Raw genomic sequence first — 16,893 nt, 5'->3', positions numbered from 1 at the left:
ATATTTCCTTTGTCCACCTTGATGTAACTAACCCAAGTCTCTACACCTACCTGATCATGGCAGGCTTCATGCTGAATGCCGCCGTGCCGCCGCTGCACTCATGGCTGCCTGACGCCTATGGCGAAGCCACGGTTACCGGCGCAGTCTTCATGTGCGCCTTCACCACCAAGACTGCCATTTACGCCTTAGCCCGGGGCTGTGCCGGGATGGAAATACTTGTGCCATTCGGGGTGGTCATGGCCCTGTACGGTGTTGTCTATGCCGTATTGGAAAATGACTGCCGACGACTACTCGCCTGGCACATAATCTCCCAGGTAGGCTACATGGTGGCGGGCGTTGGAATTGGCACAGAACTCGCCATCAACGGCGCCTGCGCTCATGCCTTTGCCCATATACTCTACAAAGGACTGCTGTTCATGGGCTGCGGCTCAGTCCTGCATATGACAGGTAAAAGTAAATTCTCTGAACTTGGCGGTCTGTACAAAAAGATGCCGATGGCCTTTGTCTACACCATGGTCGGGGGACTGTCGATCTCGGCCTTCCCCCTGTTCTCAGGCTTTGTCAGTAAATCAATGATCGTGGCGGCAGGTTTCCAAAGTCATCTCCTGTGGGCCGCCTTTCTGCTCACCCTAGCCTCGGCCGGAACCTTCCTCCACACCGGCCTCAAAGTTCCCTACTTCATTTGGTTCGGCAAGAATAACTGCAGTAAAGAGACCTGGGAGAAAGCCGCTGATCCGCCATGGAATATGCAAGCTGCCATGGCAATTGCCGCCTTTCTGTGCATCTTCATCGGCTGCTATACCCCGTACCTCTACAGCAAACTGCCTTATGTGGTCAACTACCACCCCTATAACGCCTATCACCTGTCCGAGGCCATGCAGATACTGCTCTTCACCGCCCTTGGCTTCTTCCTGCTGTTGAAGAAGTTGGCGCCAGAGCCTACAATCAGTCTCGATCTGGACTGGTTCTACCGCATGGGTGGACGTGGATTTCTGTGGCTGGTCAAAAAACCGATTCAGTTTGTTGATACCTGTGTCGGAGAGATCTACCGGGTCATTGGACTTAATTCGCTCATGACCGTGTCCGACTTTTGGTCATGGTTTGACTGGAACGCCATCGACGGTGTTGTCGATGGCGTGGCGCGATCAGTACGTTCCTTCGGCGGTATTGTCCGCCGGGCTCAGGGCGGTCTGCAAGCCAACATTTTTTGGGCGGCGACTATTGCGGCCTGCCTGCTGATAACTTACGTATTCTCTTCCTAAGGGGCTTGGTACTGATGGATTTCTTAGTAATGAACGAGGGATTCCCCCTGCTCAGCGTGCTCATCTTCATGCCGCTGGCCGGGGCACTGGTGACGATGTTCTTGCCAAGCGAGTCCGCAGCACGCGCTTGGGCGCTTATTGTCACCACCGCCTGCGCCCTGCTTTCCATTTCGCTTTATACCGGTTTTGATGCCAGCACCGCTCAATATCAATTTGGCGAGCATCACCCCTGGATCTCCCAGTGGAATATAAATTACACCTTGGGAGTGGACGGCATCAGTCTGTTGCTGATCTTGCTTACCACCATGATCATGCCGTTCTGCGTTTTGGCTTCATGGAACTATATCGCCAAGAGAGTCAAGGCCTTCATGGTCTGCTTGATGGTCATGGAATGCGCTATGATCGGGGTGTTCGCCGCCCTCGACTTCGTGCTTTTCTATATCCTCTGGGAAGCGATGCTCATTCCGATGTATCTGATCATCGGCATCTGGGGCGGGCCGCGCAAGATCTACGCCTCGATCAAATTCTTCATCTATACCCTGGCCGGATCGGTGATGCTGCTGGTAGCAATTATTGCCCTCTATCTGACCTCGGCTCCTCACACCTTTTCCATCCCGATGCTGATGGGCGGGCAATACTCCTCGACCTTCCAACTGTTGGTGTTCCTGGCCTTCTTTCTGGCCTTTGCCATCAAGGTGCCAATGTTTCCTTTCCATACCTGGCTGCCTGCCGCTCACGTTGAGGCGCCAACCGCGGGCTCCGTCATCCTGGCCAGTATTTTGCTGAAGATGGGTACTTATGGATTTTTGCGCTTCTGTCTGCCCATCACCCCGCTTGCCACTATCACGCTGATGCCATACATCTTGTGGTTGTCAGTCGTCGCCATTCTCTATGGCGGTTTCACTGCCCTGGCCCAGAAGGACATGAAAAAACTGATCGCCTACTCTTCAGTCGGTCACATGGGCTTCGTCACTCTCGGTATCTTTGTCCTTAATGTCCAGGGCATCGAAGGCGCGATCCTACAGATGATCAACCACGGTGTCACCACCGGCGCCCTTTTCCTCTGTGTGGGCATGATCTACGAGCGAACCCACAGCAGGGAACTGGATCAAGCCTCAGGCATCGGCAAACAGATGCCGATATTTGTTACCTTTCTGGCCTTTTTCTCACTCTCTTCTCTGGCGTTTCCCGGCACTAATTCATTTATCGGCGAATTCCTGATCTTGGCTGGCGGATTCAGCCGAAATCTCATCATTGCCGGCGCAGCTATCCCAGGGGCCATCTTGGCTGCTGCCTATATGCTGCGGATGCTGCAGAAGGTTATTTGGGGCGGTGTTGACAACCCTAAACAGAAGCTCAATGATCTCAATGGCCGGGAGATGGTAATTCTAGCCCCGTTTCTTCTTTTTGTCTTCTGGATTGGATTAGGGCCGGAACCTTTTCTCTCGGTGATGCACACCAGTGTCGCTCATCTCCTGGAACAAGTTGCGAGTGCGGCTAATAGCACGGCAGTTGTCGGGCTTATGCCGTGATCTTACGGCCACAACGATCACCTAGGAAAACCTCATGAAACTTATGCTCTTCGCTCCCGAGCTCATCCTCCTGCTAGGGAGTCTGCTGCTCTTTATCTTCACCCTGACCGCTAACAATAACCATGCGCGAAAGATGGCCGTTCTAATCGGAATAGCCGCATCTATCGTCAGCATCGCCTCGATCAACCAGAATGGCTTCCTATTTTTCAAGGCCTACCAGATTGACATGTTTTCACAGTTGTTCAAGGTTTTGATTACCATCAGCATGACAGTGGTCCTGCTCTTCAGCAATGAAATGAAAGATATTACCCCCAGGATGAAGCCAGAGTACTACCTCTTTCTGGTCTTAAGCTCTCTGGGTCTGGTGATGCTGGTCTCAAGCGTTGAACTGATCACCCTCTTTGTGGCGCTTGAACTCTCTTCCTTTTCCCTCTACCTGATGGTCCCTATGCGCGATGACCGCGAAGGACTGCGGACCCAGATGGAAGCAGGCGTCAAATATATCATGTTCGCGGTGATGACCACCGGGATTATGCTCTTCGGCATGAGTTACCTCTTCGGTCTGACTGGCACCACCTATCTCTCTGAAATCGCGGACCTCCTACCAAAGCTGATCAAAGAACCCGCGGCCATTGTCGGCATCGCCATGGTCCTGTCCGGTTTTCTCTTTAAGCTTGCAGTCTTCCCCTTCCACTTCTGGGTACCCGATGTATACCAAGGGGCCGCCAACGAAACCACCTCCTTCATCGCCTCGGTGCCAAAACTTGGAGCGGTAGCAATTCTGATCCGTATCACCATGCTGGCCGCACCAGAAGGGACCATGATTGTCAAACTGCTGGTGATTTGCGCTATTTGCTCAATGTTTTACGGCAACCTAGCCGCACTCGTTCAGAAGGATATCAAACGACTCTTGGGTTTCTCCGGCATAGCTCATGCCGGATTTGTCCTGCTCGGCCTGCTGACACTACAGCAGGAGGGATATGCGACCTCAATCTTTTACATTGTCGGGTATGTACTGATGAACATGGCCTGCTTCCTGGTGCTTTGCCAAGTAAGTAAAAAGGGCGAGAATATCGAAATTGCCGATCTGAGCGGGCTCTACCACCGGTCTCCCCTGATGGCTTTCACCCTGGCCACCGGAATGATGGCATTGGCCGGGATTCCCCCCTTTGTCGGCTTCATGGGCAAATTTATGCTCTTAGCAGGCGCACTTCAGGCAAAGCAGCTTACGCTGGTCATTCTCGCTGCCTTGAACACCGCCATCGCTATCTACTATTATCTCTCTGTGCTCAAGGTTGCATATTGCGACCAACCGACCGCGACTGACGCAATTGAAGTCAACTTCACCACCAAGGCGCTCAGCATTGCCCTGATCCTCGCCATTATCACCATGGGTGTCATCCCCGAGCAGATGCTTACCATCGCCAATCAGGCTGTTGCCGCCTTACTCTAAACATATTGCTGTCATTCTGGGGGGATTGAGTATTATCCCTCCAGAACAAGTGTCCTTTTTATTGGTCCTCCTTCCTTTAGTGTCGCAATTGCTTCCGACCAAATTAAATTGCATTCATCCTCCCTTGCTTGCCTTAAGAGCCTTTGCTGAGGACAATTTCAGCTTGATCACTATACTGACCAACGGAACAGGAGCAGCACATGGACATCAGGACATGGGAAGGAGATAAGGTCACAATCAAGGTTGACTACGACAAGTGCAATGGCAACGGAACCTGTGTTGAAATTTGTCCAACCACAGTTTACGAACTACAGGGGGATAAGACCGTGCCGGTTGCCATCGACGAGTGCATTGAGTGCTGTGCCTGCGCAGAAAACTGTCCAGCTGGGGCGATTGTCCATTCATCCTGTGAGTAGAGAGCAGTGGATAAACGGTCCCCTGTTTTACGCGCCATAAAGTCTCAGACCATGCGCACCTCAGCTTACACCTCCTCTAGGCTGGTCTCCAGCAGTACGGGTCCCTAGCCTCAAGAGGATCCAAACCCAAACCATACGATACAGCCAGACACCCACCGCACACCGGCCGAATCCGGCACCCCACGCACCCCGCACTCCCGGAACGATACCCCTCTGCCTTATCAGAATCGTAGGCCGCAGCCAACGACTCCGTAAAGACGTTACCAATCGGGGACGGGAATTTTCGACAGGCATGGACTTCACCATCAGCCACAATCGCCACAAAATTAAAGGCGGCGCCGCAGCCATGACCGGCACAGCCGCCAAAGAGATCACGCCCTTGTTCGCAGCAAAGTAGGTTGAAGAGATTGTCCTTCAATCCCATACAGGGGTTGGTCCGGGCAGCGTGCAGATAGTCGTTCAGGAAGGCACGGAAACTCTCTTGCTCTGCTCCGAGCAGGGTAGCGCCCTCTCCTACCATTGCCAAACGGTTAAAGGTAAAATAATCGACTTTGTCACGAAGCAGTTCAGCGAGAGGAAGAACCTGCTGCTGGTTGTCACGGGTGAGGGTCAGCATGACCATGGAGTAGATGCCGCACTCTTTCAACACCGGCAAGAATTCGATCACTCGGGCAAAATGTCCCTGACCTCGAATATAGTCGTTATGAGACTCCAACCCCTCTAAACTCACCTGGAAATAGAGCGGTTTAGCAATAGCAGCAAGAGCCTTGATCTCCTGCAGCGAGGTAGGGTTACCAAGAATTGCCACCCCGAGATACCGATCAACCGCCGCCTGGTAAAGCTCCATGAAATAAGGATAGAGCAAAGGGTTGCCGCCGGAAAAGGTCACCTGCCCGTGAACATTGCGATCCCTGCAAAAACTACGGATATCATCAAGGATGGAGAGGGCCGTGTCTAAAGGCATGACCCCCCGGCTGCTCCGATCATAACAGTGCTTGCAGTGCAGGTCGCAGTTCTGGGTAATATGCCACTGGACGCTGAATACCTCGCTCGTGAGGAAGGCCGGATCAATTACCGACTTATGATCACGAAATGCACTTTGGTGGCGGCGAATGGCAGACAACGGCTTGATCACTATTCCGCTGGCAGAGGCGTTAGCAATAGCCGCATCGACCACACCGACGGCGACTCCCCCTTCTGAGGCTACGGAACTGGCAGAAAGTTCTTCCGACACAATCTTAAGAGCCAGAAGATCGGAGACAGTTGCCTGCTTCACCTCAACCTTTCCACTCACGGGGTGGCGCCAGACCATGATAATCTCCTGTGGCCCTGCGGGCTGGCAGTTCCACTCGGGGTCCACCAGCAACCGGTCCAACCCGGACCATTTAACCGGGACCAACTTCAACGATGGATTAAGGATCAAACGGTTTACTTGTTTCGGGACAGGAGAATTGTCTACCTGAACCAACGTGAAAGCATGCTCGACGCTCAACAGATCGTGCAGGGTGGATGGAAACCTCCCCTCTGCGGCAAGAACCTCGACTTGGGCCAAAAGCCCTTCATAATCCAGCCCGGATGAAATTTCTGCCCAAAGAGACCTGCCTGAATCATCAAGGATGGCGCAACATTTAGGATACGATTGATCTGCTTTCATATGTTTGTTAGCCATGGATGGTCAGTGATCATATGCAAGAACGGGAAAAGAAGCGCTAAGGGAGAGACAGGAAGTGGGGCGAGGGGATGCAAGGTCCGACGTCTGCATGACGGGGAGGCCAAAGCGCCACACCCGTCATGCAGATGTCGGTTGAGCGGATCAGGCGACGCTGGTTGCCTGGTCGAAAAACTCGGTCACCAAGTTGGGATGATCCGACTCCATGTGAGCAATGGCAGTCCTCGGATGCTGGTTCAGCACCCCTGTTACCATGTAAGGGATAAAATACCCCCAGTCGATCTTCTTGCTCCAAGGCAGGATCTCATGCTCGATGGCCTCAATCAGTGGTCGCACCTTGTATTTCGGATTCTTGAGAAAAGAAATCAACAACTCAAGCGGGCAGTTGCCAGCTCCACGGCCAATACCATACAAAGTGGCATCAAGATAATTGATGCCGCAGATGATTGAGGTAATGGTGTTGGCAAAGCCGAGCTGCTGGTTGTTGTGGGAGTGAATGCCAATGATCTTCCCCGGCAGACTCTCCATATATCGCTTAGTCAAGGTCTCGATATCCTCGGAATAAAAAGCGCCAAAGCTGTCGACCAGATAGATAATCGGCACCCGGCTCTTGGCCAGGTCACCCAAGGCCTCTTCCAAATCCCGCAAGCCGACTGTTGACACTGCCATCAGGTTGATCGTAGTCTCATACCCCTTGTCGATACAGTGATGCGCCAGATCGATAGCGGCATCAACCTGGTGAACATAGCAGGCCACTCGGATCATATCGAGCGAACTTTCTGTCTTATGAGGGATATCGTCGTAGTTGATCCGCCCGATGTCTGCCATGGCGGAGAGCTTGATCTTCTTCTCGCCAGTGCCGATGATCCGTTTCAGGTCATCCTCAGCACAAAATTTCCATGGACCCATCTCTTCTCGGGAAAACATCCCCTCTGAACTGAGATAACCAATCTCCATATAATCGACACCGGCCTTGCTCAGGGATTCATATACCCTCCGGACAAATTTGTCGTCAAACTGCCACTTATTCATCAGCCCGCCATCACGGACCGTGCAGTCAATCACCTTAATCTCTGGTCTGTACATTCGTTGTCTCCTGTTTCTTTAATCGCTTGGCAACAAACCTGGTAATCATCAACTCATCCCCAGGTATGAGTTAAGTTACGTAGTGCCGCTACCACTCCGGCAGTAATTAATAAATTTCCTGACATTGGCAGCAAGTTCTGCCAAATTTCTCTGCCGAAGGGCTTCCTTGCCAAATAAATTGGCACTGACTCCCACCGCTTTCACGCCTGCTGCAAAATAGTCGCCTAGGTTATCCGCTGTGACCCCGCCGACCGCCACCAGCGGAATGTGATCAAAAGGTCCCAGCAGCTCTTTGATGTAGCCAGGACCAAAGGCAGAACAGGGGAAAACTTTGACCATATCAGCGCCGGCTGCCCATGCCGAATAGACCTCTGTCGGCGTCAGGGCCCCGGCGATCATGGGCACCCCCTGATCATTGGCATAGGCGATAACTTCCGGGTCACAATTGGGCGAGACCAAAAACATAGCCCCAGCCTTGACCGCTCTTTCTGCCTCCTGTCGGTTGCGGATGGTACCCATCCCCAACCAATGACCTTGCGGCACGGCGGAGCGACCAGCAGTAATCATCGCCTCGGCGCCTGTGGTGTTCATGGTCACTTCAATGGCCTGAAGCCCCTCAGCAAAGGAAGCGACCATAATCTCGCTGAAAAATGAGGCCTCAACACCTCGCAAGATACCAATTATCGGGACATTAAGCTGCATCACCCACCTCTCCCGTTTTCTATATCTGTAATGCGGCCAGGCCGCAAGAAAAAAATCCTCACCATACGAGCCCCTGGGTTCCTATAGCCCGCCACCAGGCCCATAGGATTACCAGCATAGTACCGCACACCATGCCCAATTGACCCCGACGACCAATAATCAAACGCCGGGCAACAATCCAATACCAGAGAAGTCCGCAGACCACACCTACACCCAAACCCCAGAGATGAGCCCCGACATCGGTCTTTTCCCCCTCGGTTCCGAGCATGGCGAGGAGCCCCGCCCCGGCCCCCAAGGGCAGCAGAATCGAACGAAGGCGGAATGCCTGCAGATTCATCATCCTCAACCCGCAAAGAGCTCCGATCACACCGAATACCGCCGTCGAAAAGCCAACAAAACGATGGTCCCCACCATGGTAGAGTGCATTTAAGTAATTGCCCAAACCTCCGGTCATAAGCGCCAAAAGCCATACCCCTCCACCACCGATTTGGCTGGAGAGATAGGACAACACCACCCCACCCAAGATGACATTACCCAGTAAATGACTGGCATCGGCATGGAGGGTAAGACCGGTCACAACCCGCCACAATTCACTCCCGGCAAAGACTAAATCACTATCAACCGCCCCCCGGACAAACCATGGATTATCCGCACGCCACGGACCGGTTATGCCATGAAAAAGGGCCAGACCTGCCAAGAGCGCCGTCAGCGCCCAGCCTTGGCCTGGATTAAACGGAACCGGGGCTGGCAAAGGGGGCCAGCCCCGGTTCTCCTCTTCAAATCTAGCAAGATGATCTCGGGCAGCAACAAGTTCGGACGGAGAGACCTCGACCCGCCAGAGATGATCCGACCGTAAGAGACGATGGCTGATATTAACCGAAAGGAGCACCAATGAAAAAAGCTCCATTGAATCCTTCTCGCCCTGAGCCACGGCAACAGCAATGACCTCGCCCTGACCAGTGTCGAGCGAAGGGGGCTTGAGCCCCAGAGCTACCGCCATTTCAGTGCCAGAAACAGTCCGGCAAGGAGCACCGGCTGATGGACAAAATAGATGACCAAAGAGTGACGGCCGCCCCAGGTGAGTACCCGGACCGGCCAACGCTGGGAAAGATCTGCAATCCTGTAGCGCCGGTTCCCGTCAGGATAGAGCATATGCCCTAAAAATACACCGATGAGCATCGGACCAAGCCACGGAATGAGCGGGGCATAATCAACACTGCTGAAGTCATAGGGCTGCAACCCGAGCCAGAGCAGCCAGGAGGTGTCCAGTCGGACCTCATTGGTCCACAATGCGGCTGAAGAGATCAGGACACCAGCCACAAGACTGACCATGGGATGCCCAACAAAAGGATAGACAAGGATCAGACCTGCACCGATCAAATGGAGGACCCCGAAGATCACCATCCCATCCCCAGCAGCAAACCACGTGGCACCCGTTACCACCAGGCCCAGCCCCATCAAGCCGAGACCACGGAACACAATCTTACCAAACCCGTAAAATCGTGAATCAGGCCTCGCTTGACTCAACGTCAAAGAGATCCCGGCCAATACAATAAAAAATCCAGCGACGAACCGGGCGAACCAGTCCAAGACGCTGGATTGCAGCTGCTCCTTACCCCCAAAAAAAACCAAATCAAACAGAAAATTTGACACAATCATCAGGCCAACCGCTGCCCCGCGCGCGCAGTCGATCTCCCACCTGCGAGGGGGTAAATCATTACCAGGTTGGCTCATACGCAACGCTTTATCCCCGAATGATCAACAGTGCCCAGTGTCGCATGCGCTGAAACTGGTTCCCTTCAATCACTCGCCATGAGCCAGTGCTGAAAGTTGGCGGGAAATCTCCGCCACCTTATCCTCTCTGCCCATGCCCTGATAAACATTTAACAGCTCGGTCAGTGTTCGCTGATGCCCCGGCACCTTCTCTAAAATCTGCAGACAGGCCTTCTCCGCCTCAACCCAGTTCTGCTGCATCCGATACAGTCTGGACATCCCCAACAGAGCATAAAGATCAAATCCTACCTGAAGACTACGCATATAGTGTTCTAACGATTGATCGAAGCGATCCAGATTCAGCATAGCATCGCCAACCCGGGTCAGCAGATCCTGATTATGAGGCTCATTTTCTAGAATTTTCGACCACCAAAAGACAGCCCGATCAAGATTCTCCATACCCCGCTGGCAATCCCCCAGACCATACAGAGCAAAACTGTTCCACGACTCGAGACAGGTGGCCCTCTCATAATAATTAGCCGCGACTTCGTACTCCTTACGACGGCGGTAGATGTTGCCAACCATGGTCAACACTGCCACATAGCCATCATCCAAGGCCAAGAGTCTATCGAAATACTCCAAGGCCTTTTCATCATTCTCGACCTTATAATACAGACTGCCAAGGCCAAGAAGGGCATATTTATCCTCGTTATTGACAGCAAGGGCTCGCTGATAAAACGCCTCAGCCTTATCAAAATTACCGGTTTTGTTGAACGACTCCGCAAGACGAACCATGACATAGATATCATCTTTATTGCAGTCGAGATAGCGCATCCAGTAGGGAATAGCTCGTTTATGCTGAAGGATGCCGCGATACGAGTCCCCAATGCCACGCAACGCAAAGACATTAACAGAATCGAACTCAAGCACCTTCTCGTAGTAGGCTATAGATTCTTCGTACTTTTTCATTTCGCGGGTTGTGTCACCCAGCCCGACCAGAATATAGGCGTTCTGAGGATCGATTTCCAACGCCTCTCGAAATGCGGCCTCAGCTTCACTATATAAATGTTTACGCAAATAGCTGCGCCCTAGTTTACTGAGACGTAACACATCCTTTTTAGGTTTGCTCGTACTTGCCGTAGCGCTTACCCCTGCCTCGGCCCACTTCTTGTAAGCCGGATTAATCCGGTCCGCGCCTACAGTGAGCCACTCAGGCACCTCATACGGATGATTCTGATTAAGCCAAGCCTCGAGTCGTTCGGTGTTTTCGGCCAAAAACTTGATGGTCAGCCGATACTCCTTGGAGTGACTCACCTCATCCTCCCAACGGTAAAAACTCCGTATCGGTCCATCAATCTGGACACAGACAGCAAGTCGGGATTCCACCACGTCCCTGGCCATTTTTTCGGCATCAACAGCATTCGCCACAGTTGTCCATCCGATATTCATATCTTTTCCTTTTTAATGAGTTCCACTTCCATCTTGAGAAAATGAGTTGGATAAAATTGTAAACGTTCAGCAGCGCTGCTGAACGTTTACAGTTCCGGGGTTACCTGTAGTTTTAGTGTCCCTGGTAAACGGTTACATAAAATTTGCCAGCAGCAGATCAAAAAACAGAGGAAAAAAATCTCAATCTGCAGCAACACCAGTATCCCCGAGACAACAACTTAATCGACGACCCAACCTCCTGGCTTCCGCACTTTCTCTACTTCAAACCCTGGCCCGATACCAACTGACAACCTTCTTGGCCGTAATCGGTAAAATCCCTAAAAGAACAAACGACACGATCATCCTGGGCGAAACAATCCCGGCCAAGGTTTCAATTTTAGCTAACTCCTTGCCAGCATTAACATAAACCATGGTTCCAGCCAACATCCCAATCTGGGAAACCCAGTAAAACGTGGTCAATGGAATCTTGGTCACCCCCATCACTAGGTTGATCACAAAAAATGGGACCACCGGTATCAGACGCAAGGTAAAAAGATAAAAGGCCCCCTCCTGCGCCATCCCCTGATTGATGGTGACCAACGCCCCGGCAAAACGATTTTGCACCCACCCCTGTAATAAGATTCTGGCAACATAACAAGCTACTGTTGCCCCAATGGTGCTGGCAAAAGAGACCGCAACAATCCCGACCCAAAAACCAAAGAGCCCCCCTGCTGCCAACCCAAGGACAACTGCGCCAGGCAGGGATAAGGCAGTGACAACCACATACACACCCATATAGATCGCCAGGACAAGAATGGGTCTATCCGCGTACCAGCCCTGCAGCGTAGCCTGGGAACCTTTCAAATAATCCAGGGTCAGGTACTGTCCCAGGTCGAAATAAACAAAAAGAGCCACCACAGCAAAGGCTCCTGCCAACAAAAGAACTGCTCTGCCTCGCCCCTTAGTCATAATGTCCGGTGCCTGAACCTCAGGCACTGATTGTCCCTCCTCAGGTGAACCCCGCTCCAGCAGTGCAGGCATAGCAATGATCCGAAACAGCGATGAGATCACCTTGCCTTGGCATCACGCCTAACTCACTGACATGACGACGCACTCCTCCTAAAGGCAAGTTAAGCGCCTGGTTAAAATCACAATCAGAGAGAAACCCATCCCATCCTACCGAGATCAGACTCCGGCACATGACTCCGGCGACGGCGCAGGGATTAAAGGCGGCAACCAATCGCCCCATGTACGCGTTATAATTATCAGTCTGCTCAAGCCATTGCTTGAACCTTCCCAACGGAACATTCGCCAAGGAAAACAATCTGTTAAAGGTAATCCCCCACTTCTCAAACAACACCTGATGAAAACGTTGCTCCATCGCCGCCTGATCCGCTGGCATAAAGGCCCCGGCAGGATTAGAGACCAAATCAAGCTCCAAGCCGCTTCCCTCGTGGCCATAGCCCATATCGTTCAAAATCCTGAGAACGGCAATGGATTGTTGAAAGGCGCCGTTACCACGCTGCGATTCGGCCTGGGCCTCGTTCAATGCCGGAAATGAGGCGACGATTACTACCCGATGCTGCCTGCAGAGATCAAGGAGTCCGGCCCGGGAGGAATCAGCCATGGCCACCAGATTGGAACGCAACAGCAGCCTCGGCGTATGCTTGGCCAGTCCGTCCAGCAACTCGCAGATATGAGGATTCATCTCCGGCGCCCCGCCAGTCACATCAATACTGGCAAAGGACACTCGTGAAGCAAGAGCCTTGACCTCAGTCATGGTCTCACGGGTCATGATCTCAGTCCGGGCAGGACCGGCCTCCAGATGACAATGCCTGCAGGACAAGTTGCATAACCGACCGACATTAACCTGCAGCGTCGCAGCGGTATCCCGAGTCAAGAGGTGGCCATGACGGGCTACCATTTCCGCAAACGTCGGCCAGTGCCTCTGTTCCGAAGAATTCATCGCCATCGGCAGCTCTTCCCAAGTTTCACCAATCTAAACCAAAAGTAACTACACAGGTTAACGGTAATCAGTTATCGGTTTACGGTTAAAAGAATCATGGTTAGTCATAAATCATCGCATGACACTCAATGTTAGTGTGTCCTCAGCCATTGGCAGGACTCTATCACCGTCAACTGTCAACCGTAAACCGACAACCTGAGCGGTTACAACCAGGAATAGATTAAACTATGGGTTCATCTAATTTGCGGATCATATTCATGGGTACACCTGATTTTGCCGTGCCGTCTCTCCGTGAGCTGATCGAGAATAACGAAAATATCGTTGCTGTCGTAACTCAGCCGGACCGGCCAAAGGGACGCGGCCGCAAGCTGACTCAGCCACCAGTGAAACTTCTAGCAGAACAGGCAGGGATCAAGGTCCTGCAGCCGACCAAGATCAGAACAGAATCCTTTCTCGATGAGTTGCGCCGCTTCCAGCCCGATGTCATTCTGGTTGCCGCTTATGGCAGAATTTTGCCGCCAGCGGTGCTGTCTCTTCCCCGTTTAGGGTGTATTAACGTCCATGGCTCAATCCTGCCTAAATATCGAGGCGCTGCGCCAATTCAGACAGCCATCCTGCGTGGTGAGCGTGAGGCAGGGGTCACCATCATGCAGATGGATAGCGGTCTTGACACCGGGGATATGCTGCTGGTTGGCTCTTTGCCGGTCAGTGACCAGGATACCTCAGCGACCTTGATCCCTCGGTTGGCGGAACTAGGCGGTTCACTCCTTCATCAGTCTCTGGGCTTATTGGTTGCCGGTCGTTTGGAGCCCAAAAAACAAGATGATGGCCAAGCGACCCTTGCCCCGCCGTTGACTAAGGAAGATGGTGTGATCGACTGGAAAAATTCAGCGTTTGCCATCAGTTGTCAAATCCGTGCGCTTGATCCCTGGCCCACAGCATATACCCGGATTCAAGGTAAACAGATCAAACTTTTTATGCCGACGGTGATAGCCGAGGATAACCCAGGACAACCGGGAGTCATTGTCTCTGCAGATAAGAAAGGGCTTGTCATCGCTTGCGGTAAAAATCAAATCCGGATTGCCGAAGTTCAGGCCGATGGCGGTAAACGGATGCCGGTTCATGCCTTTCTTCTTGGACACTCGTTACTTTCAGGCGTGGCGCTCGGTTAATCGAGATGTCTCAAACATTTGCAACTATCGCGTATCTTGATTGTTTTTCCGGCATCAGCGGGGACATGTTTTTAGGCGCCTTGCTTGACGCTGGTCTCCCTTTTGATCTCTTGACGGATACATTTAAAAAGCTTGATCTTAAAGAGTATCAGCTTGTTGCTGAAGCAACCTGCGGCCATAGTTCTATTGCCGCTACCCGGTTTCAGGTCAAACTCTCCGGTCATCAGCACCCTAGGGATTGGCAGACCATTCGTGCCCTACTGACTGAAAGCCGACTCCCTGAGCCAATCAAATCCCGTTCACTGACAATTTTTCAGACCTTGGCAGCTGCTGAGGCCAAAGTTCATGGATGTCCTATTGATCATGTTCATTTCCATGAGGTCGGCGCAGTTGATAGTATCATTGATATCGTTGGGGCTGCTATAGGTCTTGACTATTTTTCGATCACCGGGTTGACCTGTTCGCCGCTTCCTATGGGGCGGGGGTCAGTGAAATCCAGCCATGGCGTTCTCCCCCTACCTGCTCCTGCAGTGTGTGAGTTAGTGAAGGGCGTACCGATTTATGGCGTTGATGTGGAAATGGAGTTGGTGACCCCGACAGGCGCCGCTATTGTCAAGGCGTGTGCTCGGGAGTTTGGGCCGTTGCCAGCGATGACCATCGTTAAGGTCGGTCATGGGGCTGGAAGTAAACAACGACCTGACGGGCAGGCTAACCTCCTGCGGCTGATGATTGGCGAGGCAACGGCTGCATCCGAAGCCCAAGAGGTTATTGTCATTGAAACGAATCTTGACGATTGGTCTCCGGAAACCTACCCTTTTCTGTGCGAAAGACTGTTTGCCCGCGGAGCCCTTGATGTTGCTCTGGTTCCGATTCAGATGAAGAAGGGGAGGCCGGGGTTCATCATTCAGGTAATCGCATCTCCTGTTCATGCCTATGGTCTGCGTCAGACCTTGTTGTGCGAGACATCGGCCATCGGGGTGCGTTTTCGTCGAGAGGAGCGGCACACCTTGCCTCGTCGTTTAGGGGTGATTCCGACTAGTTTTGGAGACGTGAAGGTGAAGCAGATTGACATGCCGGTGGGCAGGCGCATTACACCGGAATATGAGGATTGTCGACGGATTGCTCTTGAGGTCGGTGTCCCTATTGCTGAGGTTTATCGTGCGGTGATATCTCAACCGTTAGATGCTTTTCACTTAATTCAGATCGAGAGCGATCTGCCGGAACAGTAAGTCATCATGGTTCGAATTATTCTTTTTATTGCCACAGGGGGGTACGCAGGGTATCTGCCTAAAGCTCCTGGAACGTGGGGTACCTTGGTGGCCCTGCCGATTAATTTTCTGCTTTTGTATCTATCTCCAGAACAATATTACACTGCCCTGGCGGTCATATTTTTCCTTGCCGTTTATACGGCCGGTTCAGCCGAAAAGATCATGGATCGAAAAGATCCTGGTAGTATCGTCATTGATGAGATCATCGGCATGCTGATCGCCTTGATCGCGGTTCCTGCCCAACCTCTTTACTGGGCCGTGGCTTTTCTCCTCTTCAGATTTTTCGATATCATCAAACCTTGGCCTGTGTCGTGGGCGGATAGACATCTTAATGGCGGTCTTGGTATTGTTATGGATGATGTCCTGGCTGGTATCTATGCCTGGCTGGCGCTTCATGGGGCGTTGTTGTTGCTACCCATGCTTTCTGGTGGCTGATCCGGTTGTACTCCTGTGTTGGCATCCCCTTTTTTGTCAAGAGGATGGACATCTCTTGGTAGCACACTGTCCTCTTCGATCAGTTCTGCGATAAAACTGCCTACGACAACCTTACTTTTTAGTTTCACCAGGATCTGTCTGCTGTCATCAGTCAGCCAGATATACATTGATGCCCCCGGGCTTTTCTCGAAAACCCCTTTTACATCACGGAGATCCGGTTCGATTTTGATGGTCTGATAGGTTTTGCCACGAATGGTGATGGATTCTTTATTGAGGAATTTGGCCTTGCCGAGGGAGAGCTTTTTGCCATCGGTGACTGGGTGCTCAACAGTAAAAGGGGGACTGAGTTGTTGGCTGCGGATATAATATAGAGCAGACAGCGGATCAAGGGTTTCGGCGGGGACTGAGATCGGATTTTCTGTTTGACCGAAGTTACTGTATTGCGCGGTGTTGGTGGTCCAGTTGAAGCGAACGACGATGTCTCGAGTGTGACGACTTTCTTGCATCTTCTTGTACTTGAGGCTGTGGCGAAGGTCTCCTGTTGTATAGGAATCGACACGCTCCTGATAGGGATAAATCAAGGCGATGGCGGGCAGGGTGTGGGCGGTCATAATGAAATGGTATCCTGCCCCTGCCGGATCACCATCTTGCTGATGGGCTATTTCCAGAGTAGCTCGTCCTGCCGGGATGAAGCTCCAAGAAATCAGATAAGAGAGCTTCTCTCCCTTCTGAAAGGGGAATTCCTGCGCCACGCTGTTGACGATGGTTAGGGGCAATAAACACAATGAACT

The 16,893-nt window shown here is 52.2% G+C and carries 16 protein-coding genes; 7 read left to right on the top strand and 9 right to left on the bottom strand.

Going from position 1 to position 16,893, the window contains the following annotated elements:
• The 4 genes from FP815_05870 to FP815_05855 all read left to right on the top strand — a co-directional run.
• Nucleotides 1–1,262, top strand: a 1,262-nt coding sequence (locus FP815_05870; GenBank protein ID MBA3014465.1) for a Na+/H+ antiporter subunit D, incomplete at its 5' end; no start/stop codon positions are given.
• 14 nt (nucleotides 1,263–1,276) lie between these two features.
• On the top strand, nucleotides 1,277–2,794 hold the full coding sequence (locus tag FP815_05865) for an NADH-quinone oxidoreductase subunit M (protein ID MBA3014464.1): 1,518 nt from the start codon (nucleotides 1,277–1,279) through the stop codon (nucleotides 2,792–2,794).
• Between the two features lie 43 nt (nucleotides 2,795–2,837).
• Nucleotides 2,838–4,247, top strand: a complete 1,410-nt coding sequence (locus FP815_05860) for an NADH-quinone oxidoreductase subunit N (protein ID MBA3014463.1) — start codon at nucleotides 2,838–2,840, stop codon at nucleotides 4,245–4,247.
• 200 nt (nucleotides 4,248–4,447) lie between these two features.
• On the top strand, nucleotides 4,448–4,663 hold the full coding sequence (locus FP815_05855) for a ferredoxin family protein (GenBank protein MBA3014462.1): 216 nt from the start codon (nucleotides 4,448–4,450) through the stop codon (nucleotides 4,661–4,663).
• Nucleotides 4,664–4,739: 76 nt separating this feature from the next.
• Here the strand turns inward: FP815_05855 and sbtM are convergent, their stop codons facing one another.
• The 8 genes from sbtM to FP815_05815 form a co-directional block, all read right to left on the bottom strand.
• On the bottom strand, nucleotides 4,740–6,332 hold the full coding sequence (sbtM, locus tag FP815_05850) for a selenobiotic family peptide radical SAM maturase (GenBank protein MBA3014461.1): 1,593 nt from the start codon (nucleotides 6,330–6,332) through the stop codon (nucleotides 4,740–4,742).
• Nucleotides 6,333–6,476: 144 nt separating this feature from the next.
• Nucleotides 6,477–7,418: a nucleoid-structuring protein H-NS gene (locus FP815_05845; protein MBA3014460.1), complete on the bottom strand. Its 942-nt coding sequence runs from the start codon at nucleotides 7,416–7,418 to the stop codon at nucleotides 6,477–6,479.
• A gap of 75 nt (nucleotides 7,419–7,493) precedes the next feature.
• A complete protein-coding gene (locus FP815_05840) occupies nucleotides 7,494–8,120 on the bottom strand; it encodes a bifunctional 4-hydroxy-2-oxoglutarate aldolase/2-dehydro-3-deoxy-phosphogluconate aldolase (GenBank protein MBA3014459.1) in 627 nt (208 codons plus the stop codon).
• Nucleotides 8,121–8,178: 58 nt separating this feature from the next.
• The gene (locus tag FP815_05835; protein MBA3014458.1) at nucleotides 8,179–9,120 is read right to left on the bottom strand and encodes a rhomboid family intramembrane serine protease; all 942 of its coding nucleotides are present in this window, start codon (nucleotides 9,118–9,120) and stop codon (nucleotides 8,179–8,181) included.
• Nucleotides 9,111–9,854 (bottom strand): DUF1624 domain-containing protein, encoded by a 744-nt coding sequence (locus tag FP815_05830; protein ID MBA3014457.1) that lies wholly within the window; start codon nucleotides 9,852–9,854, stop codon nucleotides 9,111–9,113. The genes FP815_05835 and FP815_05830 overlap by 10 nt, the downstream gene beginning before the upstream one ends.
• Before the next feature lie 69 nt (nucleotides 9,855–9,923).
• Complete coding sequence (locus FP815_05825; protein MBA3014456.1) at nucleotides 9,924–11,282, bottom strand: divalent cation tolerance protein CutA; 1,359 nt, start codon at nucleotides 11,280–11,282, stop codon at nucleotides 9,924–9,926.
• Between the two features lie 261 nt (nucleotides 11,283–11,543).
• Nucleotides 11,544–12,230 (bottom strand): TVP38/TMEM64 family protein, encoded by a 687-nt coding sequence (locus FP815_05820; protein ID MBA3014455.1) that lies wholly within the window; start codon nucleotides 12,228–12,230, stop codon nucleotides 11,544–11,546.
• 40 nt (nucleotides 12,231–12,270) lie between these two features.
• Entirely contained in the window at nucleotides 12,271–13,227 is a 957-nt protein-coding gene (locus FP815_05815) for a radical SAM/Cys-rich domain protein (protein ID MBA3014454.1), read from the bottom strand.
• Between the two features lie 227 nt (nucleotides 13,228–13,454).
• Between FP815_05815 and FP815_05810 the strand changes: the two genes are divergently transcribed.
• Genes FP815_05810 through FP815_05800 form a run of 3 tightly spaced genes read left to right on the top strand, consistent with a single transcriptional unit; the run spans nucleotide 13,455 to nucleotide 16,102 of the window.
• Nucleotides 13,455–14,399 carry a methionyl-tRNA formyltransferase gene (locus FP815_05810; GenBank protein MBA3014453.1) on the top strand — a complete coding sequence of 315 codons (945 nt, stop codon included), beginning with the start codon at nucleotides 13,455–13,457 and terminating at the stop codon, nucleotides 14,397–14,399.
• Nucleotides 14,400–14,404: 5 nt separating this feature from the next.
• Nucleotides 14,405–15,628 carry a nickel pincer cofactor biosynthesis protein LarC gene (gene larC, locus FP815_05805; protein ID MBA3014452.1) on the top strand — a complete coding sequence of 408 codons (1,224 nt, stop codon included), beginning with the start codon at nucleotides 14,405–14,407 and terminating at the stop codon, nucleotides 15,626–15,628.
• Nucleotides 15,629–15,634: 6 nt separating this feature from the next.
• Nucleotides 15,635–16,102, top strand: coding sequence for a phosphatidylglycerophosphatase A (locus FP815_05800; GenBank protein ID MBA3014451.1), 468 nt, complete (start codon nucleotides 15,635–15,637; stop codon nucleotides 16,100–16,102).
• Here the strand turns inward: FP815_05800 and FP815_05795 are convergent.
• The coding region (locus FP815_05795; GenBank protein ID MBA3014450.1) for a DUF3108 domain-containing protein at nucleotides 16,060–16,893 on the bottom strand (834 nt) is incomplete at its 5' end. The two genes, FP815_05800 and FP815_05795, sit on opposite strands and share 43 nt — an antisense overlap.

This window comes from Desulfobulbaceae bacterium (assembly GCA_013792005.1).
Taxonomy (GTDB): domain Bacteria; phylum Desulfobacterota; class Desulfobulbia; order Desulfobulbales; family VMSU01; genus VMSU01.
Note: the sequence above shows the minus strand (reverse complement) of the source record. Positions and strands in the feature narration are given on the sequence as shown.